The organism is Variovorax sp. GW821-FHT10D07 (genome assembly GCF_059415325.1).
This window is the reverse complement of sequence record NZ_JBWKMZ010000001.1, coordinates 277,518-296,667: the sequence shown is the minus strand read 5'-3', so window position 1 is coordinate 296,667 and position 19,150 is coordinate 277,518. Positions and strand designations below refer to the sequence as shown.

At 68.5% G+C, this 19,150-nt stretch carries 20 protein-coding genes; 11 read left to right on the top strand and 9 right to left on the bottom strand.

Features of this window, described 5'->3' with window-relative positions; all coding sequences use genetic code 11:
• Nucleotides 1-10 precede the first annotated feature (10 nt).
• Entirely contained in the window at nucleotides 11-1,108 is a 1,098-nt protein-coding gene (locus AC07PU_RS01345; protein ID WP_495314587.1) for an ABC transporter substrate-binding protein, read from the bottom strand.
• Here AC07PU_RS01345 and AC07PU_RS01340 point away from each other — a divergent pair.
• From AC07PU_RS01340 to AC07PU_RS01330, 3 genes are all read left to right on the top strand, one after another.
• Complete coding sequence (locus AC07PU_RS01340; protein ID WP_495314585.1) at nucleotides 1,092-1,406, top strand: hypothetical protein; 315 nt, start codon at nucleotides 1,092-1,094, stop codon at nucleotides 1,404-1,406. The genes AC07PU_RS01345 and AC07PU_RS01340 overlap by 17 nt on opposite strands.
• 43 nt (nucleotides 1,407-1,449) lie before the next feature.
• On the top strand, nucleotides 1,450-1,941 hold the full coding sequence (locus tag AC07PU_RS01335) for a flavin reductase family protein (protein WP_495314583.1): 492 nt from the start codon (nucleotides 1,450-1,452) through the stop codon (nucleotides 1,939-1,941).
• 102 nt (nucleotides 1,942-2,043) lie between these two features.
• Nucleotides 2,044-3,183 carry an acyl-CoA dehydrogenase family protein gene (locus AC07PU_RS01330; protein WP_495314581.1) on the top strand — a complete coding sequence of 380 codons (1,140 nt, stop codon included), beginning with the start codon at nucleotides 2,044-2,046 and terminating at the stop codon, nucleotides 3,181-3,183.
• 2 nt (nucleotides 3,184-3,185) lie between these two features.
• Here the strand turns inward: AC07PU_RS01330 and AC07PU_RS01325 are convergent, their stop codons facing one another.
• The 5 genes from AC07PU_RS01325 to AC07PU_RS01305 all read right to left on the bottom strand — a co-directional run bounded on the left by AC07PU_RS01325 (nucleotide 3,186) and on the right by AC07PU_RS01305 (nucleotide 7,213).
• Nucleotides 3,186-3,980, bottom strand: a complete 795-nt coding sequence (locus tag AC07PU_RS01325; protein WP_495314579.1) for an ABC transporter ATP-binding protein — start codon at nucleotides 3,978-3,980, stop codon at nucleotides 3,186-3,188.
• A complete protein-coding gene (locus tag AC07PU_RS01320) occupies nucleotides 3,974-4,894 on the bottom strand; it encodes an ABC transporter permease (RefSeq protein ID WP_495314577.1) in 921 nt (306 codons plus the stop codon). Before AC07PU_RS01320 ends, AC07PU_RS01325 begins: the two co-directional genes overlap by 7 nt.
• A gap of 18 nt (nucleotides 4,895-4,912) precedes the next feature.
• The gene (locus tag AC07PU_RS01315; protein WP_495314575.1) at nucleotides 4,913-5,884 is read right to left on the bottom strand and encodes an ABC transporter substrate-binding protein; all 972 of its coding nucleotides are present in this window, start codon (nucleotides 5,882-5,884) and stop codon (nucleotides 4,913-4,915) included.
• Between the two features lie 212 nt (nucleotides 5,885-6,096).
• On the bottom strand, nucleotides 6,097-6,783 hold the full coding sequence (locus AC07PU_RS01310; protein WP_495314573.1) for a Crp/Fnr family transcriptional regulator: 687 nt from the start codon (nucleotides 6,781-6,783) through the stop codon (nucleotides 6,097-6,099).
• A 19-nt stretch (nucleotides 6,784-6,802) separates the two neighbouring features.
• Nucleotides 6,803-7,213 (bottom strand): RidA family protein, encoded by a 411-nt coding sequence (locus AC07PU_RS01305; protein WP_495314571.1) that lies wholly within the window; start codon nucleotides 7,211-7,213, stop codon nucleotides 6,803-6,805.
• Between the two features lie 309 nt (nucleotides 7,214-7,522).
• On the opposite strand from AC07PU_RS01305, the gene AC07PU_RS01300 reads away from it, so the two are divergent.
• From AC07PU_RS01300 to AC07PU_RS01275, 6 genes are all read left to right on the top strand, one after another.
• Nucleotides 7,523-8,311: an ABC transporter substrate-binding protein gene (locus AC07PU_RS01300; protein WP_296786180.1), complete on the top strand. Its 789-nt coding sequence runs from the start codon at nucleotides 7,523-7,525 to the stop codon at nucleotides 8,309-8,311.
• 13 nt (nucleotides 8,312-8,324) lie between these two features.
• The gene (locus AC07PU_RS01295) at nucleotides 8,325-8,996 is read left to right on the top strand and encodes an ABC transporter permease (protein ID WP_495314568.1); all 672 of its coding nucleotides are present in this window, start codon (nucleotides 8,325-8,327) and stop codon (nucleotides 8,994-8,996) included.
• Between the two features lie 3 nt (nucleotides 8,997-8,999).
• Nucleotides 9,000-9,680, top strand: a complete 681-nt coding sequence (locus AC07PU_RS01290; RefSeq protein ID WP_495314566.1) for an ABC transporter permease — start codon at nucleotides 9,000-9,002, stop codon at nucleotides 9,678-9,680.
• 14 nt (nucleotides 9,681-9,694) lie between these two features.
• On the top strand, nucleotides 9,695-10,282 hold the full coding sequence (locus tag AC07PU_RS01285) for a type 2 periplasmic-binding domain-containing protein (protein WP_398494977.1): 588 nt from the start codon (nucleotides 9,695-9,697) through the stop codon (nucleotides 10,280-10,282).
• 7 nt (nucleotides 10,283-10,289) lie between these two features.
• Nucleotides 10,290-11,045, top strand: a complete 756-nt coding sequence (locus AC07PU_RS01280; RefSeq protein WP_495314563.1) for an amino acid ABC transporter ATP-binding protein — start codon at nucleotides 10,290-10,292, stop codon at nucleotides 11,043-11,045.
• Nucleotides 11,046-11,213: 168 nt separating this feature from the next.
• A complete protein-coding gene (locus AC07PU_RS01275; protein ID WP_296787041.1) occupies nucleotides 11,214-11,750 on the top strand; it encodes a helix-turn-helix domain-containing protein in 537 nt (178 codons plus the stop codon).
• Here the strand turns inward: AC07PU_RS01275 and AC07PU_RS01270 are convergent.
• Nucleotides 11,734-12,957 (bottom strand): PrsW family intramembrane metalloprotease, encoded by a 1,224-nt coding sequence (locus AC07PU_RS01270; protein ID WP_296793639.1) that lies wholly within the window; start codon nucleotides 12,955-12,957, stop codon nucleotides 11,734-11,736. The genes AC07PU_RS01275 and AC07PU_RS01270 overlap by 17 nt on opposite strands.
• Entirely contained in the window at nucleotides 12,954-13,514 is a 561-nt protein-coding gene (locus tag AC07PU_RS01265) for a hypothetical protein (protein ID WP_057594117.1), read from the bottom strand. Before AC07PU_RS01265 ends, AC07PU_RS01270 begins: the two co-directional genes overlap by 4 nt.
• Nucleotides 13,515-13,765: 251 nt before the next feature.
• Between AC07PU_RS01265 and AC07PU_RS01260 the strand changes: the two genes are divergently transcribed.
• Complete coding sequence (locus tag AC07PU_RS01260) at nucleotides 13,766-16,003, top strand: metallophosphoesterase (RefSeq protein ID WP_495314560.1); 2,238 nt, start codon at nucleotides 13,766-13,768, stop codon at nucleotides 16,001-16,003.
• Nucleotides 16,004-16,023: 20 nt separating this feature from the next.
• On the top strand, nucleotides 16,024-17,553 hold the full coding sequence (locus tag AC07PU_RS01255; RefSeq protein WP_495314558.1) for an esterase-like activity of phytase family protein: 1,530 nt from the start codon (nucleotides 16,024-16,026) through the stop codon (nucleotides 17,551-17,553).
• Here the strand turns inward: AC07PU_RS01255 and AC07PU_RS01250 are convergent.
• On the bottom strand, nucleotides 17,501-19,114 hold the full coding sequence (locus tag AC07PU_RS01250; RefSeq protein WP_495314556.1) for an MFS transporter: 1,614 nt from the start codon (nucleotides 19,112-19,114) through the stop codon (nucleotides 17,501-17,503). The two genes, AC07PU_RS01255 and AC07PU_RS01250, sit on opposite strands and share 53 nt — an antisense overlap.
• Nucleotides 19,115-19,150 lie beyond the last annotated feature (36 nt).

Below are 19,150 nucleotides of genomic sequence, written 5' to 3'. Positions count from 1 at the left end.
TTCGCTCCGGTCACTCTTGGATGCGCTGGAACCGGCCGTCCTTCACCTGCACGAGGAACAGCGTGCGCTTGTCCAGCCCCACGTGGTCGGTCGGCGTGAAGTTGAAGATGCCGACGCTGCCCGCGTACTCCCGGGTCTGCTCCAGCTCGTCGCGCAGGTCCTTGCGGGTCTGTTCGAGGCTGCCCTTCTTTCCCGACGCGACGTAGCGGCGAACGGTATCGACCGCCAGGCCGATGGCGTCGTAGCCCTGCGTCGCGAAGATCTCGGCCTTGCCCGCGCCGTACTTGCCGTCGTAGGCCTTGACGAACTCTCCGATCGAGCGGCTCAGCGGATTCCCCGGCTCCAGCTCCTTGTAGACGGTGATCGGCGTGGCCCCCACGATGGCACCTTCGACCGCAGTCTTGCCGATGGTGACGAACGCGGTCGTCGGGGCGCCCGCGCCGTGATAGATCGGGCCTCGAAAGCCGACGCGCTTCAGGGCTTCATGCACGAGCGCCGCGGAAGGCGGGATCGCATGGATGTAAACGGCGTCGGGCTTCGACTGTGCGATCTTGAGCGCCTGCGGCGTGAAGTTGGTGTCGCCGCGCGCGAAGCGCTCGGACGCAAGGATCCGTATGCCCTTCTTTTCCGCCAGGGCCTTGAGCTCGATCCATCCGCCTTCGCCGTAGGAGTCCTCCAGCCCGAGGAAGGCCACGCTCTTCACGCCCTGGCGGCGCATGTAGTCGAGGGTGTGGTCGATCATGAGGCGATCGGTGACCGGGGTCTTGAAGGTGTAGCGCTTCTCGGCCGGCGGCTCCACCACGCTGGCCGAGGCGGCCATGGAGATGGTGGGCGTCTGGCCCTCCTCGGAGACCTTGACGACGGCGAGCGAGGACGGCGTGGTGGTGCAGCAGACCACCATCGCGGCGCCGTCTTCCTGGATCAGCTTGCGCACCAGGTTGACGGACTTGGTGGGGTCCGACGCGTCGTCGTACTGGATGAACTCGAGCTTGAAGGGCAGCTTGCGCGCGGCCATCTGCTCGCGATAGAGATCGATCGCCTGGTTGGCCGGTGCCGCGATCGTCGATGCGGCGCCCGTCGCCGCCGTGACGATGCCGATCCTGAGCACGGGAAGCTCCTGGGCATGGACACCCATCGCCGCCGCCAGGGCAAGAACGCCGGCAATCAGCCTCGTGATTTTCATGATGACTCCGCAAGAAAAAGAAGTGGGGGACGCGCGGCAGGATGGTTCGATGCCCGCGCTGGAAATTCTGTGGGCGCACCCTCGTTCGTCGCTGTATCGCGCGATACATCGCAGCGTCGAATGCGATGCGAAGTCGCAGCCGATCCGCAACCGTTCTTGGCGAATGAATATTTCGGCGCTTCGTGTATCGGCGGATACACGCGCGGCCGGAGCGTCTGCCTAGAGTTCTCCCATGTCCCCAGTCCCAGGAGAGAACGATGCTCGACATGGCCGATAGCCGCAGATTCCGCTCGCTGATGAGCCGCTTCGTGACGGGCGTGACCGTCATCGGCGTCGCGCATTCGCGGCAGCCCGGCGAGGTGGTCGCGATGACGGCCAGTTCCGTCACCTCGGTCAGCCTCAGCCCCCTGCTGTTGCTGTTCTGCGTGCGCAACGAGAGCCGGCTGCTGCCGCACCTGCAGGCCGCCGGCGGCTTCTCCGTCAATGTGCTGGGCGCGCACCAGGACGACATTTCGCGCTACTACGGCGGGCAGACCGACCAGGGCGCGCGCGGCGCGTGGCTGCGCGACGCCGGATCCGCACCGGCACTCGCCGGCGCCAACGCTAGCTTCCTGTGCCGCAGCCGGCACCTGCAGGCCTTCGGCGATCACCACGTGGTGATCGGCGAGGTCGTCGACATGGTCTCGGCCGATCCGCCGGCCCCCGCGCTGATCTACGCCTGCGGCAAATACATGGGCGTGGAGCTCGCCCATTCCTGAATCCCGCATTTCCCAAGAATCAACGGAGCCAACCCTATGCTGCCAATCGCCACGCCACCCGTCATCCCCTCGACCGACGAACTCGTCGAAAGGGCACACGCCATGATCCCGCATCTTCGAGCCGTCGGACCGGGCCATGACGCGGCCCGGCGCATCTCGGACGACGTGGCCCGGCGCCTGCGCGATGCCGGCTTCTTCCGCATCTGTCAGCCGCTGGAGAACGGCGGCTATGGCATGCGTCCCTCCACGCTGTGGCGCGTGTCGCGCGAGATCGCGCGCGGCGACAGCGCCACCGCCTGGATCCTCTCGCTCGCGGGGCTTCATCCCTGGATGGCCGGCATGTTCCCGCCCGAGGCCCAGGACGAGGTCTTCGCCGGCGGCCAGGACGCCGTCGTGATCGCGCTCACGGGCAACGTCGGGCGTGGCGTGCAGGCGCGGCTGGAGGACGGCCACTACGTGCTCGACGGCAAGTGGACCTATGCCTCGGGCATCGACGTGGCCGATTGGGCCGCGACGCTGGTGGAGGTTCCCACCGCCGAAGGCGGCACGGAACTGCGGCTCTTGCTCGTGCCGCGGGCGAGCTTTCGCATCGACCACGACAGCTGGAACGTCTTCGGCATGAAGGGCACGGGCAGCAAGGACGTCTACCTGAGCGGCGAACGCGTGCCGCCGCACCGCTCGATCCGGTGGTCCGACGTGCAGTGCAACCAGGTGCCCGGCCTGGCGCGCAACAAGGGGCCGATCTACCGGATTCCCCACACCAGCCTGTTCGTGATGTCGGTCGCCGCGGCGGCCACCGCGGTGGCGACCGGCCTGCTCGACATCTATCTCGAGACCGTCCGCCAGCGCACACCGGTGGGCCTGAACGCACCCCAGGTCGAGGACCGCTTCTCCCTGGCCGAACTGGGCAAGGCCGGCGCGAAGATCGAGGGGGCCTTCCACCTGCTGCTGCGCAACGTCGACGAGATGTGGGACCAGGCCGTTGCCGGCCAGCCCTTCACCGTGGCCCAGCGCACGCGCTACCGCATGGATGGCGCGCTCATCTGCGACATGGCGATGGAAGGCGCCGACGCCCTGGTCCGCAACCTGGGCGGCGGCCTGATGCCGCTGGGTCCGCTGGAGCGCTACTTCCGCGACCTGCACGCCATGGCGTCGCATTTCCTGATGCAGTCGGCACCCTCGGCCGAGCTTCATGGCCGCGCGCTGCTCGGGATGCCGATGCCGGCCAATGCCCGCATCTAGGGTCAGCCCAGCAGCAGCGCGTCGTCGGCGATGGCTTCGCCGCGGGTGTGCTCGAACAGGCGCAGCAGGTCCGGCACGTCCATGCCCGCGCGCTCCGTGCCGCTGACGTCCAGCACCACGCGTCCTTCGTGAAGCATGACGGTGCGCGTGCCGTAGCTCAGCGCATGGCGCATGCTGTGCGTGACCATCAGGGTGGTCAGCGGGCCGTCTTCCACGATCTTGCGCGTGAGGTCGAGCACGAAGGCGGCGGTCTTCGGGTCCAGCGCGGCGGTGTGCTCGTCGAGCAGCAGCAGGCGCGAGGGCCTGAGCGAGGCCATGAGCAGGCTGACCGCCTGCCGCTGGCCGCCCGAGAGCAGGCCCATGCGGTCCTGCAGGCGGTTCTCGAGTCCCAGGCCCAGGATGCGGAGCCGGTCGCGGAAGCGTTCGCGCAGTTCCCGATCCAGCGCCCACCGGATGCCGCGCTGCTCGCCGCGGCGCCAGGCCAGCGCCAGGTTCTCCTCGATGGTCAGGGCCTCGCAGGTGCCGGCCATCGGATCCTGGAAGACGCGCGACACCAGCGCGCTGCGTTGCCATGCACCCATGCGCGTGACGTCGATGTCGTCCAGGGCGATGCTGCCGCTGTCGACGAGCAGGTCTCCGCTCAGCGCATTGAGCATCGTGGACTTGCCGGCGCCGTTCGAGCCGATGACGGTCACGAATTCGCCGCGGGGAATCGTCAGGTCGAGCCCGCGCAATGCGCGGTTCTCCATCGGGGTGCCCGCGTTGAAGGTCAGCTGCAGATTCGTGGCCTTCAGCATGAAGCGACCTCCTTGCGCGCCGCCGACGCCTTGCGCTGCCGCTGCAGCCATCGCCGCGATGCCGGCATCATGAGCGCGACCGTCACCAGCAGCGCCGTCACCAGGTTGAGGTCCTGCGCCTGCAGGCCGATGAAGTCGCTGTTGAGTCCCAGCGCGATGAGCAGGCGATAGAGCACGGCGCCGACGATGCAGCCCCAGGTCGCGATCGCCATGCTCCGGCCCGGCAGGATGGTCTCGCCGATGATCACCGCGGCCAGGCCGATCACGATGGTGCCGATCCCCATCGACACGTCCGCGCCGCCCTGGGATTGGGCGAAGAGGCCGCCCGCGAGCGCGACGATGCCATTGGACAGCGCCAGCGCGACCAGCGAGAGGCGATCGGTGGAGATGCCCATCGCGCGTGCCATGCGGGGATTGCCGCCCGTTGCGCGCATCGCCAGCCCCGCCTCGGACGCGAAGTAGCCATCGAGGCCGAACTTGACCAGCAGCGTGATGGCCAGCAGCACCGCCGGCGTGACCCACGGTGCGGGCAGCCCACCGAGATGCACCAGGCCGAAGACCGTCGGCGAATCGAGCAGCGGCTGATTGGGCTTGCCCATCACGCGCAGGTTGATCGAATAGAGCGCGATCATCACGAGGATGCCCGCGAGCAACTGCATGATCTTGAGCTTCACATGCAGCCAGCCCGTCGTGAGGCCGGCCAGCGCTCCCGCGGCGAAGGCGGCCGCCGTCGCGGCCAGCGGATGCCATCCGGCCACGAGCAGGGTGGCGGCCACGGCGCCGCCGAGCGGAAAGCTTCCGTCCACCGTCAGGTCCGGAAAGTTGATGACCCGGAACGAGATGAACACACCCAGCGCCACGAGCGCGAAGATCAGGCCCATCTCCAGGGAGCCGAGCAAGGCAATCAGCGTCACGAGCAGCTCTCCCCGCGTTCAGTCCACGACCTTGGTGGCCGCCTTGAGAAAGGCCTCGGGCACCGTCCAGCCCTGGCGCTGCGCGGCCCCCTTGCCGATGTGCGTCTCCAGCGTCGTGCTGAGCTGCGAGGGGATCGAGCCGGGCGCCTCGCCCTTGAGGATGCGCACCACCAGCTTGCCGGTCTGGCGGCCGAGGTCGTAGTAGTTGGTGCCGATGCCGATGGCGGCACCGCGCGTCGCGACGGACGGATCGGCGGACACGAGCGGAATCCGGCCCTGGTCCGCGACCTTGGCGAGGCTCTCGAAGGCCGAGGTCACGTTGTTGTCGGTCGGTTCGTAGAACACGTCCACCTTGCCGACCAGGCTCTGCGCGGCGCTCGCGACGTCGACCGTGCGCGGCGCGGCCGCCTCCACCACCGTCAGGCCCGCGGGTTGCGCCAGCTTCTTGAGTTCGGCGATGGCGGCCACGGAGTTGGCCTCGCCGGGGCTGTAGACCACGCCGATGCGCCTGGCGGCCGGCATGGCCTGGCGCAGCGCGGCCAGGTGCTTGTCGATAGACGGCAGGTCCGACACCCCCGTCACGTTGCCGCCCGTGGCCTGCCAGGACTTCACCAGCTTCGCGGCCACCGGGTCGGTCACCGCGCTGAAAACGATCGGAATCTCGCGCGTCGCCGCGAGCATGGTCTGGGCCGAGGGCGTGGAGACCGCGACGATCACATCGGGCCGGTCGCCGGCGAACTTCCGGGCGATCTGCGCGGCGGTGGCGACATTGCCCTGGGCACTTTGATACTCGAGCCGGAGGTTCTTGCCGACGACGTAGCCGGCGTCCTGGAGCTCGTCCGCCACGCCCTTGCGCGCCGCGTCGAGCGCGGGGTGATCGACGATGGCGGTCACGGCGACGCGCACGTCGGCCGCGAGCGCCGTCGTGGCGATGGCGCCGGAGAGGGCGAGGCCGAGCAGGGTGCTACGGACGAGGATGGTCTTGTTCATGGGGTGTCTCCTGGGTTGGCGGCGGGGCATCCGGCGCACGCGCCAGGTCGGCGGTCGCGCTCCGTTTCCGCCTGAAAATTGTCGGTATCGCGCGCGATGGAAAGGCTTGCGTTTCCAAAGCGGAGCGGGTGTGCGGAAACTTTCTTCGTGCCCGGCCGGTGCGCCGGCTTTGGTTTCGAAGGCGACCCATGCCGGACCCGGCCGCGCCCTTGCTAGCGCCTCGCCGCGACCTGCATCAGCCGCTTCATGTCGGGCACGAGCACCCGGTTGTCCTCGACGGCAATGTCGCCCTGCTCGCGCAGGCGCTTGAGCGCGCGCGTCACCGTGACGCGCGTGGTGCCGGTCAATGCCGCGATCTGCTGGTGCGTGAGGGAGACGCCGATGGCGGTCGCGCCCTGCTCGGCCAGGCCGTACTGCTCCGCCAGCCGATGCAGGAGCTCGGCGATGCGCGCCTGCGGCTTGAGCGACGCCAGGTAGTTGGCGCGCACGGCGATGATGCGCTGCTTGCGCGATGCGATGCGCAGCAGGGCCACGGCGATCTCGGGATGCGTCGCGAAAGCCGCGGCGGTTTCGTCCGCGCGAAAGGCGATCACCTCGACCTCGTCGAGCGCGAAGGCCGAGGTGAAGCTGGGCTTGCCGTCGAACGCCGCCGCCTCGCCGCAGACGGCCCGATGTCCCATCGTCTCGAGCGTGAACTCGCTGCCGTCCTCGCGCATGGACGAGACCAGCACATGCCCGCGCAGGACGAGATAGAAGCTCGGATCGACCTCGCCCTGGCTGTAGAGGAAGTCGCCCTGGCGGTAGACCCGCCGCCGCCCGAGGTGCATCGCCCTCAGCAAGGGCTCGACGACCTCGTCGTCGGGATGCCAGGTCTCGATGCGGCGCGGCTTCCGAGTCACGGGACGAACGCCCGAAGGCTCATCTTGCCGCGGCGACGGCCTTGATCTCGATCAGCAGGTTGGGCCGCGCCAGCGACGCCACGCCCAGGATGGTCCAGGCCGGGAAGTCGCGCACGATGTAGCGCTCCTTGATCTCGCGGAACGCCGTGAGCTGCTCGTCGATGCGCACGTGATAGGACACCAGCTCGACCAGGTCCTCAAAGCCCAGCCCTTCATGCGCGAGGATGGCACCGAGGCGCTTGAACGCGAGCTCGATCTGTTCCTCGGCGCACTCCGGCACGCTCCCGTCGGCATGGATGCCGACCTGGCCGGCAATGAAGACCAGCCCGCCGGCCTTCACGGCCGGTGCGTACTGGAACAGGTCGAAGACCTTGTTGCTGCCGAAGGTCGGATCGTTGTCGGGCAGGCGCAGGCGTTGCACTTCACTCATGGGGACATCCTTGATGCAATGGACGAGGCGATGGCCTCGAGGGGTGTCCGAGGATTCTGTCCTCGACCGATCCACGGGCGCTGTATACGGCGATACAAGCCAACGAGGATCGCCTTTCGCGCCGGTTCCCGGGCTGTCGGTACGTGTCATCCCTGACAGGATTTGCATGCCATGCAACAGCAGCCATCGGCGACCGATGGGACCGCCTGGCTCGTCTTCATTGGCGGTTTTGCGCGTGGCGCAAGACTTGTACGCCCCCTGAAACGCGCGAATCATCGGGGCCTTCCAGCACTCACGACGAGGTACCCCATGACCGTCTCGATGTCGAAGCCACGGCTCGATCGCCGCTTCGCCCTCACCCTCCTGCTCGGCGCGGGACTCGCGCTGTCCGCCCAGGCGCAGTCCGTGAGCTACCGCATCGCGACCGAAGGCACCTACCCACCCTGGAGCTTCAAGGATGCGCAAGGCGGCCTGCAGGGCTGGGACGTGGACATCGCCCATGCCCTGTGCGAGAAGATGAAGGCCCGGTGCGAGATCGTGGCGCAGGACTGGGACGGGATCATCCCCGGCCTCATGGCGAGGAAGTTCGACCTGATCGTGGCGAGCATGGCGATCACCGAGCAGCGCCGCCAGCGGGTGGACTTCTCGGACAAGTACAAGGAAACCATCTCGCGCTTCGTCGCCAGGAAAGGCGCGCCCGATGACACCGGCCCCGATGCGCTCAAGGGCAAGCGCATCGGCGTGCAACGCGGCTCGATCCAGGCCGCCTACCTGAGCCAGAACTACAAGGCCTCGGACCTCAAGTTCTACGACACGCCGCAGGCGGCCGAGCTGGACCTCGTGGCGGGCCGCGTCGACTACATCTTCGGCAACATGGTGACCTACTTCATCGGCTTCATGAAGACGCCGGAGGCCGCGAGCTTCGCCTTCGTCGGTCCCGAGCTGAAGGGCGGCCTGCTCGGCGACGGCAACGGCATCGCCGTGCGCAAGGGCGACACCGCCCTGCTCGAGAAGGTCAATGCCGCGCTGGCCGCCATCCGCGCCGACGGGACCTACGACCGCATCACGGCCAAGTACTTTCCCTTCAAGCTGATGTAGAAGGCGGCACGCGGTGAGCATTCTTCACGGCTTCGGATCGCAGCTGCTGCTGGGCGCGCTGGCCACGGTTCAACTCGCCCTCGCCTCGCTGGTCGTCGGATCGCTGTTCGGCGTCATCGGCTGCTGGCTGCAGTTGCGCCAGAACCGCCTGCTGCGCGGCGCGGGCTATCTCTATGCCGCGCTGATCCGCGGCATTCCCGATCTGCTGGTGGTGTTCGCGGTCTACTTCGGCGGATCGCTGACGCTCGCGAAGCTCACGGGCCGGTACGTGGAGATCGATGCCTTCGCGGCCGGCGTGTTCGCGCTCTCGCTGTCCTTCGGCGCCTATGCGGCGGAGATCGCCCGCGGCGCGCTGCTCTCGGTGAATGCCGGCCAGCGCGAAGCCGCATGGACGCTGGGCCTGTCGAAGATGCAGGCGCTGTGGACCGTGATCCTGCCCCAGGCGGCGCGCACGGCGCTCGCGCCCTTCGGCAACCAGTCCATCGTGCTGCTCAAGCAGACCTCGATCGTGTCGATCGTCGGCTGCGACGAACTCATGCGCAAGGCGGCCGAGGCATCGGGCGCGACGCGCCAGCCCTTCACGATGTACCTCGCGGTCGCGCTGATCTACCTGGTGCTGACGGGCGCCGCCACCCTGCTGCTCGAGCGCGCGGAACGGCGCGCCTCGCGCTACCTCGGAGCCTGAAGCGTGTTCGACATTGCCATCGTCTGGTCGGTCCTGCCCGCCTTGGGCAAGGGCGCCTTGCTGACCCTGGAGCTGACCGCGCTGGTCATCCTCTTCGGCACCCTGCTCGCGTTGCCCCTGGCCCTGGCCAAGAACGCGCGCCACGTGGCGGCCCGGTCGTTCGCGCACGCCTACATCGTGTTCTTCCGCGGCACGCCCTCGCTGGTCCAGGTCTTCCTGCTCTACTACGGCGCCGGACAGTTCCAGTCGCTGCAGGCCACCTTCCTGTGGCCCGTGCTGCGCGATCCCTTCTGGTGCGTGGTGATCGCGCTGGCGCTGAACTCCGCCTCCTACACGGGCAAGACGCTGGCCGCCGCCTTGGCCGCCGTGCCCAGGGGCGCGAGGGAAGCCGCGTTCTCGCTCGGCCTGGCGCGCTACCAGGCCTTCCTGAGCGTGGAGTTCCCGCTGGCCGCGCGCACCGCGCTGCCGGCCTTCGGCAACGAGGTCATCCTCACCTGCAAGGCCACCTCGCTGGCCAGCACCGTCACCTTGCTGGACCTCACGGGGACCGCGCGCCTGCTCAGCGCGGAAACCTATGCGCCGTACGAGGTGTTCCTCGGCGCGGGCCTGGTCTATCTCGCCATCAACTACAGCCTGATGCTCCTGATGCGTCGGCTGGAACGCGCATTCAAGCCATCGAACTGACACGAAAGCCCCTCATGAAATTCATCACCCTCGGCCCTTCGGGCAGCAACCACGAATACGTCACGCGCAACTACCTCGCGTTCCATGGCATCGACCGGAAGGCCGGCGTCGAGTTGGCGGTCGACTTCGAGCAAGGCGCCCGGGCCGTGCTCGATGGCGAAGCCGATTTCCTCGTGCAGTGCGCGGTCCACCCCGCCACGATGGCCACGGTCGCGAAGTATCTCGAGGGCCTCTACGTGGTCGATACCTTCATCTCGCCCAGCCAGGACCTGGCCATCATCCGGCGCAAGGCGGCGGCGCGATCGGGCACGCTGGCGGTCATGGCGCCGACGCTCGACTACACCGATGCCTCGCGCTGGGACCGGATCGAGTACGTCGCCACCGTGGCGGAAGTCAGCAGGGGTCTGGTCGAGGGCAAGTACGACGCGGGCCTGGGCTTCGTCTCGGTCGCCAACGCACACGCCGATCAACTGGTCGTCGAGGAATTCATCGGCACGGTCGACGACGCGTGGATCGTCTACGGCCGCACCAAGATCAGCGGCGGCCAGCTGCTCGCCTGGCCCGACAGCCCCGCCGCGGCGATCTTCCACGAGATGGCCTGAGGCGGCGATGAGCTCGGCATCCTCCTCCGCGGCACCGGCCATCGTGGCGGTTCGCGGGCTCTCCAAGCGCTTCGGCGAACACCCCGTGCTCGAGGGCATCGATCTCGATGTCCGCCCTTCCGAACGGGTCGTGATCTGCGGTCCCTCGGGCTCGGGAAAGTCCACCCTGGCGCGTTGCATCAACGGGCTGGAGCCCTACCAGCAGGGCGAGGTCAAGGTCAACGGCATCGCCATCTCGCCCGATGCCAGCCACGCCGATCGCGTGCGCGCCAACGTGGGCATGGTGTTCCAGCAGTTCAACCTGTTCCCGCACCTGAGCGTGCTCGAGAACTGCACGCTCGCGCAGACCTGGGTGCGACGGCGCTCGAAGCGCGAGGCCAGGGAGATCGCCATGGCCCATCTCGACAAGGTGCGCATGGCGGGCAAGGCCTCGTCCTTTCCTTCGCAGCTGTCGGGCGGGCAGCAGCAGCGCGTGGCCATCGCACGGGCGCTGTGCCTGAACCCCTCCGTCATGCTCTTCGACGAAGCGACTTCGGCACTGGATCCGGAGATGGTCAAGGAGGTGCTCGAGACGATGATCCTGCTCGCGCGCGACGGCATGACGATGATCTGCATCACGCACGAGATGGGATTCGCCAAGGCCGTGGCGGACAAGGTGGTCTTCATGGAGGCGGGTACCATCGCCGCGACCGCGCGGCCCGATGTCTTCTTCGGCGAAGGCGCCGACGAGCGGGTCCGGAAGTTCCTGAGGCAGGTGTTCTGACCTGGAAGCCGGCTCCGCGAAGCTCAAAGAAAGGTGCGGCTGATGCCCAAGAAGCAGATTGCTTCGCCGTTTCCGACGCTGCAGAAGCAGAGCCCGCCGCGAAGCGCGCGCCAGAAGGATTCGGCCCCGCCGAAGCGCAGCACGACCTCGATCAAGGTCGGCGTCCAGATCCGCGCCCAGCGCCTGGCCGCCGACCTGTCCGCGGGCGCGCTGGCCACCCAGGCGGGCGTGTCGCGGTCGATGATGTCGCGCATCGAAAGGGGCCTGGTGTCGCCCTCGATCGAGGTGCTGGACAAGATCGCGACCGTGCTCGATGTGCCGATGTCGCGCTTCTTCGCCGACCAGGTGCGCCGGCTCGACATGTCGCACGTGCCGGCGGGCAAGGGCCTGAAGATCGAGCGCGTGGATGCCGTCAAGGGCTACCACTATGCGTTGCTCGGCCACCTGCTGTCGGGGAACCTGTTCGTCGAACCCTACCTGATCGAACTCTCCGACGAGGCCACGCCCTACCCGGCGTTCCAGCATCCCGGCGTGAAGTTCATCTACATGCTCTCGGGACGCGTCAAGTACCGCTACGGCAGCCGGACGCTCGAGGTCAAGGCCGGCGACTCGCTGCTTTTCGATGCCCGCGCGCTGCACGGGGCCGAGATCCTGCGCGAGCGGCCCGTCTCCTACCTCTCGATCGTGTTCACCCTGCGCGAGTAGCGTCGCGCGGCGCCTGGATCAAGGGCTCGAGCGCCGCCCGGATCCGCCGCACCGCCAGCTCGCTCGCCAGTGTCTGCGGTCCGCGCCCATAGGTGCCCGCGAGCCGGATCAGCCGCAGCTGCTCGCGCTGCAGCCGCGTCTTGAGCCGCCGCGCCCTGGCGCCGAAGGCCCGGCCCATCTCGCGGCGCACGCGCCAGCGTGCCAGCGGTTCGCCCAGGCGCACCCACTCGTCGTCGCGGATCAGTTCGCGCTCGGGCACGAAGTAGGCCGCGAGCGCGTGCAGGTAGGCGCCGTTCTCGCGCGCGGCCTCGCGCCAGAACAGCCAGGCCGCGATCAGCACCGGGATGCCCTTGACCAGCAGCAGCAGCGCCATCTCGCCATAGCCGCCGTCGAAGTAGTCCTCGAGCAGCGGCGAGTTCCAGACGAAGTGCATGGCCCAGGCCAGCACGAAGCACAGCACGGCGGCGCCGATGCGCGTGACCAGCCGCCGCTCGGGATGCAGCAGGAACCAGGCGACGCCGAAGGACGCGATGGCGGTGTAGGCCGCGTGGCTCCACAGCCCGCTCATGAGTCCGCGCGTGAGCAGGTTCAGCAGCACCGGGTAGACCTGGTTCTCGAGCGGAAAGCGCATCGAGGCATTGACGGTGTAGGTCAGGTTCTCGACCACCTGGAAACCGAGCCCCGCCATGGCGCCGACGATGAGCACCGACAGATAGGTCTGGAACTGGTTGCGCGCCACCAGCACCAGCAGCACCACGCCCGCGAGCTTGAGGAATTCCTCGGTGATCGGTCCCGCGACCGCGGGCCCCCAGGCCGCCACGAACTCGGGCGAGATCAGCTTGGCGCACAGGCTCTGGATCGCGATGTTGGCCGGCGCCGCGAAGTACACCGCGCCCATGCCGCCCCAGGCGAAGGCCAGCACGAAGGCCTCGGGCGGATGCTGCTCGAGCAGGTCGAGCGTGCGGAACACCAGCAGGAAGGCCAGCGTGTAGAGGCCCCACACCACGAGCCCCAGGAAGGCCGTGATGGGCACCACGCGAAAGCCCATCGAGAACATCTGCACGGTGTAGAACAGGCCGTTGACGATCAGCGCGCTCAGCAGCCAGAAGGCGGCGCGGCGCGGCTGGAAGAAGGAGTCGGTGCCGACCGGCCACGGCGACTCGTCGCTGTCGAAGGCGGTGGTGGTGATGGTGGTGTCGTGGCTCACAGCGGCGCCTCCAGGTCCATCGACTCGAGCATGCTGCGCGCGTCGGCCATGGCTTCGTCGAGGCCGTCGCTGCCGCCGTAGACGTCGATCTGCACCAGCGACTTGCGGCGCTGGTCCACCACCTGCCAGAAGCGGCCGGCGATCTTGCTGCCGTAGTAGGCGAAGGTCTTGCCCTGCAGGCCCCACATGGTGACGAAGTCGGACACGTCGCCCTCGATGCTCAGGCCCTGGCCGCGCTCCATCAGCCGCTGCTGGCGCACCAGCGGGCCGTCGGGCCCGCCGGCCCAGGGCAGCGTGGTCACGAGGAACTTGTGGTTGCCCTTGAACAGCATCAGCGAGCGCCCGGCCTTGGAACGCGCCACGTCCATCTGCCAGCCGCGCGCGGGCTCGAAGCGTGCATGGCCGACCGACACGGTCTCGCCGGCCGGCAGCGGGCGCGCGCCGGGCGTGTGGCGGTCCCAGAAGATCAGGCCGCCGACATAGGCGGCGATGGCGAGGAAGACCGCGAGGGCGCCCGGCCAGGTGCGGTAGGGGATGCGGCGGGAGGGCTCGTGCATGGAGACGATGGTGCCATGGCGCGGCGGGGCGATTCCGCCTTGCGCGCGGCCGGCGGGGTCCGGCGGCGGCCCGTGAAGCGCTGCGCGTTCGATGCGAACTTTTCACTTCGGCGTCAGTGTGCGGTCAGTCGTCCTATGTCATGCATCTGCCACCGGGAGGTCATACGACCCCCGCATGATCCGCCCCGCGCCCGCCGGCCCCTTCGCAGGGGCGGCGGGCGTTTCGTCACCTTTTTCGCGGATCTTTTTTCATGATTTTTTCCCTTCCTCGCACTGCGCGCGCGACCTCGACGATCGCCGTCGCCGCAGCGGTGCTGCTGCTGTACGCCTGCGGCGGCAGCGACAACCAGAACGCCGGCTTCTTCCCGCTGCCGCCCTCGGGCGCCAACCCCGGCCAGACCACGCCCCCGCCGGCCGAGTCCGCGCCGCCGGTGCAGGTCGCGTTCATGCCCGACATCCACTTCCACGACGTCTACGCCAACTTCAAGGACGGTTCGTTCCCCGGCGTGTTCAACCAGAAGTCGGGCCGCAACGCGACGATCCGCCTGATGCATGCGCAGATGACCTCGACGCGCCTGTTCAACGAGAACTACTTCGCCTTCATCACCGCGCTCGACGACGCGGTGGCGCGCGGCGTGAAGCTGATCGCGCTGCCCGGCGACTTCTCGGACGACGGACAACCGGTGCACATGCGCGGCCTGAAGAAGGTGCTGGACGACTATGCGAACAAGCACGGCATCCAGTTCTTCGCGGCCCCGGGCAACCACGACCCCAACAAGCCGCTCGAGCGCGCGGGCGGCAAGGCCGACTACCTGGGCATCGACCCCACGACCAACCGCGTCGGCGCGCCCCAGCCGATCTACAGCCGCGGCGGCAACGGCGACTGCGCGGCGTCCAACTACAGCGGCGAATGGGCCAAGGTCAACAGCAGCTACTGCACCGAGGAAGTCAAGGAGCAGGGCTACGCAGGCATCACCGAGGCGCTCGACCAGCACGGCCTGATGCCCAAGGCCGGCTACCGCTATTTCGAGACGCCCTACAGCAGCTACAGCTACCAGAACTACGACTTCGCGAAGGCGAAGGAACAGGCGGCCTGGAGCAAGCGCAGCTTCGAGATCTGCGCGCAGGGCGCGGGCGGCACCTACAAGAAGGACGGCTACACCTTCTGCCATGACGTGCCCGACACCAGCTACCTGGTCGAGCCGGTCGAAGGCCTGTGGCTCGTGGGCATCGATGCCAACGTCTACGTGCCCACCGGCACCGGCCCCAACGACTTCAACGGCTCGGGCGATGCCGGCTACAACAAGATGCTGACGCACAAGCCGCACGTGATCGCGTGGCTCAAGGACGTGGTGGCACGCGGCAAGAAGCAGGGCAAGCAGGTCGTGGCCTTCAGCCACTTCCCGATGAGCGAGTTCTTCAACGGCGCCTCCGACGACATCATCGCGCTGCTCGGCGCGGGCAAGATGCAGATGGTGCGCCGTCCCGCCGAGGACGTGACCAAGGCGCTGGCCGACACCGGACTGCAGGTGCACGTGGGCGGCCACATGCACTTCAACGACACCGCCGTGCGCAACTACGACGACGGCCATGGCCTGGTGAACATCCAGGCGCCGTCGATGGCCGCCTACGTGCCGGCCTACAAGCTGCTGACCTTCAAGGACGCGACGCACATCGACGTGCAGACCGTGCGCCTGGACAACGTGGCGCGCTTCGACGAGCTGTTCGACCTCTACCGCGAGGAACACCGCTTCTTCACCGACTTCCCGGGCCGGCTGCCGGGCGGCAGCAACGGCGTGCTGTGGGACCGGACCGTGCTCGACGCGAAGAGCTACGGCGAGTTCAGCACGCGCTACATGTCGGAGCTGGTGCGCCTGCGGCTGCTCAACGACGACTGGCGCTGCGAGATGCGCGAACTCGTGAAGAGCCCGATCTACGGCTCCGACCTGCTGGTGCTGTCGCAGCTGCAGACCAAGGTCACGCTCAAGCAACTGGGCAACACCGGCAACCGCGGCCTGCTGAGCAACGCCTTCTTCTCGTGCCTGGGCGACGCCGGCGGCGACGGCAGCGCGCAGCAGGCGGCCTACGCCAAGGACTACGCGGATGCGGAAGCCAGGGCGCGCGCGCTCGCGGGTGCCAACGGCATGCGGCTGGAGGACTTCAACCAGTGGAAGGCGATCGACCTCGCGGGCGACTTCGTGCGCCTGGCCAATGCCGGCGACCTCGCGTTCACCGACATCCCGGCCGACCGCGCGCGCCAGTACAAGCTGATCGCCCAGGCCCTCGAAGGCACCAACACCGCGCTGGCGCTCAACGGCAGCCAGCAGGTGATGAACGACAACCCGGCCCATGCGGTGTTCCAGGCGCGCTTCAAGCCGCTGATGCAGATCCTGCTGAAGCTCGCCAAGGGCGCGCCGACGCAGCACTTCGTGATCGATCTGCAGACCAACAAGCTGACCGACATGACGTCGGCACCGGCGCCCTTCTGAATCGCAGCGAAGACCCAGACATGACATCGAAGAACAACATCCAGCGCCGCGGCCTGCTGCTCGGCGCGGGCGGCGCGCTGCTGGCCGGTTGCGGCGGCGGCGGAAGCAGCGGCGGCTTCCCCTTCGTCCCGGCACCCGCGCCGGCCCCTGCTCCCGCACCGGCGCCCGCGCCGGTGGCCGAACCCGAGGTCACGGCACCGACGCTGACCGGCCGCGCCGTGCTGCCGGCCGACAGCTACGTGGCCGGCCCGACCTCGGGCCAGTTCATCTCGGGCGGCGACTACACGCGCGCCAAGGACACCTACGGCTACACCCTGCCCTTCCAGGGCAAGCAGCCGATGCAGGGCTTCTCGGCGCTGGTGCCCAGCGGCATGCCGGGCGTCTTCTACGCGATGCAGGACAACGGCTTCGGCGGCCGCGCCGCCTCGCCCGATGCGCTGCTGCACATCTACGCGGTGAAGTTCGACTGGGCCAAGGGCCAGGTGATCCCGGCCAATTTCCAGACCGGCGAGACGCTCGCGTCCTTCAGCGCGCAGAGCTACATCCGCCTGAGCGATCCCTACCGCAACCTCGGCTACCCGGCCGTGGCCGACATGGTCAACTACCCGGGCAGCTCGGTGTCGCCGGCCGGCCAGACGCTGGCCGTGGACCCGGCGATCGTCTCGGGCCGCCTGCTGACCGGCTACGACATCGACCCCGAGTCGCTGCAGATCGATGCGCAGGGCAACTTCTGGATCGGCGATGAGTTCGGTCCCTTCCTGCTGAAGTTCGACCGCCAGGGCCGGCTGGTCGCGCGCGAGGTGCAGATGCCCAACCTCGCGAAGATCGGCGGCAATCCGCTGGTGCAGACGCCGAACAATCCGTACATCCAGTCGAACACCTCGGTGGCCAACCTCGGCGGCTCGGGCGGCCTGGAAAGCATGGCGATCAACGCCAGCCGCACCAAGCTCTATGCGATGTACGAGAAGGAGATGAACGGCGACAACGCGCAGCGCCGCATCATCAGCGTGTTCGACCTGGCCTCGCAGAACTTCGAGCCGCGCGTCTACGCCTACAAGGTGAGCACCGGCCAGCGCATCAACGGCGACGGCAACCTCGAGACCGAGGTCTACAGCGTCAACGACATGGTCGCGATCAACGACACCGAGTTCCTCGTGGTCGAGAAGGACAGCGGCGCGGGCGACGTGCGCAGCGGCAAGTTCCCGGCCTCGGGCACCTGGCGCAACGCGGCGCGCTTCAAGCGCGTCTACAGGATCGATCTCGCGCAGGTCGACAGCAGCGGCTACCTCAAGAAGGAAGAGATCGTCGACCTGATGGCGCTGAAGGACCCGAAGGGCCTAGGCGGCGATGCCACCATCGACGGCGTCTTCGCCTTCCCGATGGAGTGCGTGGAGGTGGTGACGATCGCCGACGCGCAGACGCTGATGCTGGTGAACGACAACAACTACCCCGGCGGCTCGCCCTCGCGCCTGCCGAACAAGGTGGACGGCAACGAGTTCATCCGCATCCGGCTGCCGAAGCCGCTGGCGCTGCCGCCCGCGAAGGCTTGAGCGCGCGCGGCGCGGGGATCGCGATGCGCCGCAGCGCCACGGCCGACACCACGGCCAGGGCCGCAATCCCCGCGGCCGCCACGGCGGACGACACGCCGAGCCCGGCCACGAAGGCGTGCCGGGCCTCGTCGAGCAGGCCCGCGGGCAGGCTTTGCGCGAGCGAGGTGGCGGTCCAGAGACCTTCTTGCACCGCGCGGGCCGCCTGTTCGGGCAGCTCGCGCGGCAGGTGATCGGCGATGCCTGCGCGATAGATCACGGTCGTCAGGCTGCCGAAGATCGCCACGCCGAGCGCGACGCCGAGTTCCTGCACCGTTTCCGACAGCGCCGAGGCCGAACCAGCGTGCGCGGCCGGCGCCGCGCCGATCACGAGATCGGTGCCCAGCGCGGCCAGCGTTCCCAATCCCAGGTAGATCAGCGAATAGCCGGCCACCGCCCAGCCCAGGCCCTGCGTCGCCGGCAGCACGGGCAGCAACGCGAGCAGGCCGTGGCCCAGCGCCGACAGCGCGAGCGACGCGGCCATCACGAAGCCCGGGCGCACGCGCCGCGCGACCAGCGGCGCGCCGATGCCGGCCACCAGCATCGCGAGCGCGGGCGGCGCCATCCACAGGCCGGCCGTCACCGGCGGCAGGCCGATCACGAGCTGCAGGTACTGCGTCACCAGCAGCAACGCGCCGCCGACGCCGGTCAGCCCGACCAGCAGCACGCCGAGCGCGACGCTGAAGCTGCGGTCGGCGAACAGCCCGATGTCGAGCAGCGGATTCGCGAGTCTGCGCTGGCGCCGCACGAACGCGATCGCGCAGGCGATGCCGAGCAGCAGCGCCAGCGTGGTGGCAATGCCCCAGCCGCTCTTCGCGCTCTGCTTGACCACGTAGACCAGCGGCAGGATCGCCGCCAGCGACAGCGCGACGCTCGCGAGGTCGAGGCGAGCGCGTTCCGGCGCCCGGTACTCGGGCAGCAGCAGCGGTCCGCCGATCCACAGCAGCAGCACCACGGGAATCGCCACCAGGAAGGCCGAGCCCCACCAGAAGTGCGCGAGCAGCAGGCCGCCGACCAGCGGCCCCGCGGCCATGCCGAAGGCGAACATGGTGGCCCACACGCCGATCGCCAGCGCGCGCTGGCGTGCATCGAGGAACATGTTGCGGATCAGCGCCAGCGTGGAGGGCATCAGCGCCGCGCCCGCGATGCCGAGCAGGGCCCGCGCGGCGATCAGCAGGTTGGCGCTGGGCGCGAAGGCGGCCAGCACCGAGGTCACGGCGAAGGCCGCGGCGCCGATCAACAGCAGGCGGCGGCGCCCGATCGCATCGCCCAGCGCGCCCATCGTGACCAGGAAGCCCGCGATCATGAAGCCGTAGGCGTCCATGATCCACAGCGCCTGCGTGGCGCTGGGCTGCAGGTCCTCGGCCAGCTTGGGCAGCGCGAGGTAGAGCAGCGTCACGTCGAGCCCCAGCAGCATCGTGGGCAGCGCGAGCATGGCGAGGCCGGCCCATTGGGCGAGGCCCGCGCGCGCCGGCGGCGTTGTCGCAACGCTGTTGCCGTTGTGCTGGTTGAGACCGAAAGCCATGCGAGCCACTCCTGAATGATGAAAGAGCGATCATTC

Bases quoted from the DNA above. Each gene is read 5' to 3' on its own strand.
- AC07PU_RS01300 (WP_296786180.1), top strand. From the start codon at position 7,523: ATGACCGTCTCGATGTCGAAGCCACGGCTCGATCGCCGCTTCGCCCTC.
- AC07PU_RS01255 (WP_495314558.1), top strand. From the start codon at position 16,024: ATGACATCGAAGAACAACATCCAGCGCCGCGGCCTGCTGCTCGGCGCG.
- AC07PU_RS01260 (WP_495314560.1), top strand. From the start codon at position 13,766: ATGATTTTTTCCCTTCCTCGCACTGCGCGCGCGACCTCGACGATCGCC.
- AC07PU_RS01340 (WP_495314585.1), top strand. From the start codon at position 1,092: ATGCCGATCCTGAGCACGGGAAGCTCCTGGGCATGGACACCCATCGCC.
- AC07PU_RS01325 (WP_495314579.1), bottom strand. From the start codon at position 3,980: ATGCTGAAGGCCACGAATCTGCAGCTGACCTTCAACGCGGGCACCCCG.
- AC07PU_RS01305 (WP_495314571.1), bottom strand. From the start codon at position 7,213: ATGAGTGAAGTGCAACGCCTGCGCCTGCCCGACAACGATCCGACCTTC.
- AC07PU_RS01335 (WP_495314583.1), top strand. From the start codon at position 1,450: ATGGCCGATAGCCGCAGATTCCGCTCGCTGATGAGCCGCTTCGTGACG.
- AC07PU_RS01280 (WP_495314563.1), top strand. From the start codon at position 10,290: ATGAGCTCGGCATCCTCCTCCGCGGCACCGGCCATCGTGGCGGTTCGC.
- AC07PU_RS01285 (WP_398494977.1), top strand. From the start codon at position 9,695: ATGAAATTCATCACCCTCGGCCCTTCGGGCAGCAACCACGAATACGTC.
- AC07PU_RS01250 (WP_495314556.1), bottom strand. From the start codon at position 19,114: ATGGCTTTCGGTCTCAACCAGCACAACGGCAACAGCGTTGCGACAACG.
- AC07PU_RS01265 (WP_057594117.1), bottom strand. From the start codon at position 13,514: ATGCACGAGCCCTCCCGCCGCATCCCCTACCGCACCTGGCCGGGCGCC.
- AC07PU_RS01330 (WP_495314581.1), top strand. From the start codon at position 2,044: ATGATCCCGCATCTTCGAGCCGTCGGACCGGGCCATGACGCGGCCCGG.
- AC07PU_RS01315 (WP_495314575.1), bottom strand. From the start codon at position 5,884: ATGAACAAGACCATCCTCGTCCGTAGCACCCTGCTCGGCCTCGCCCTC.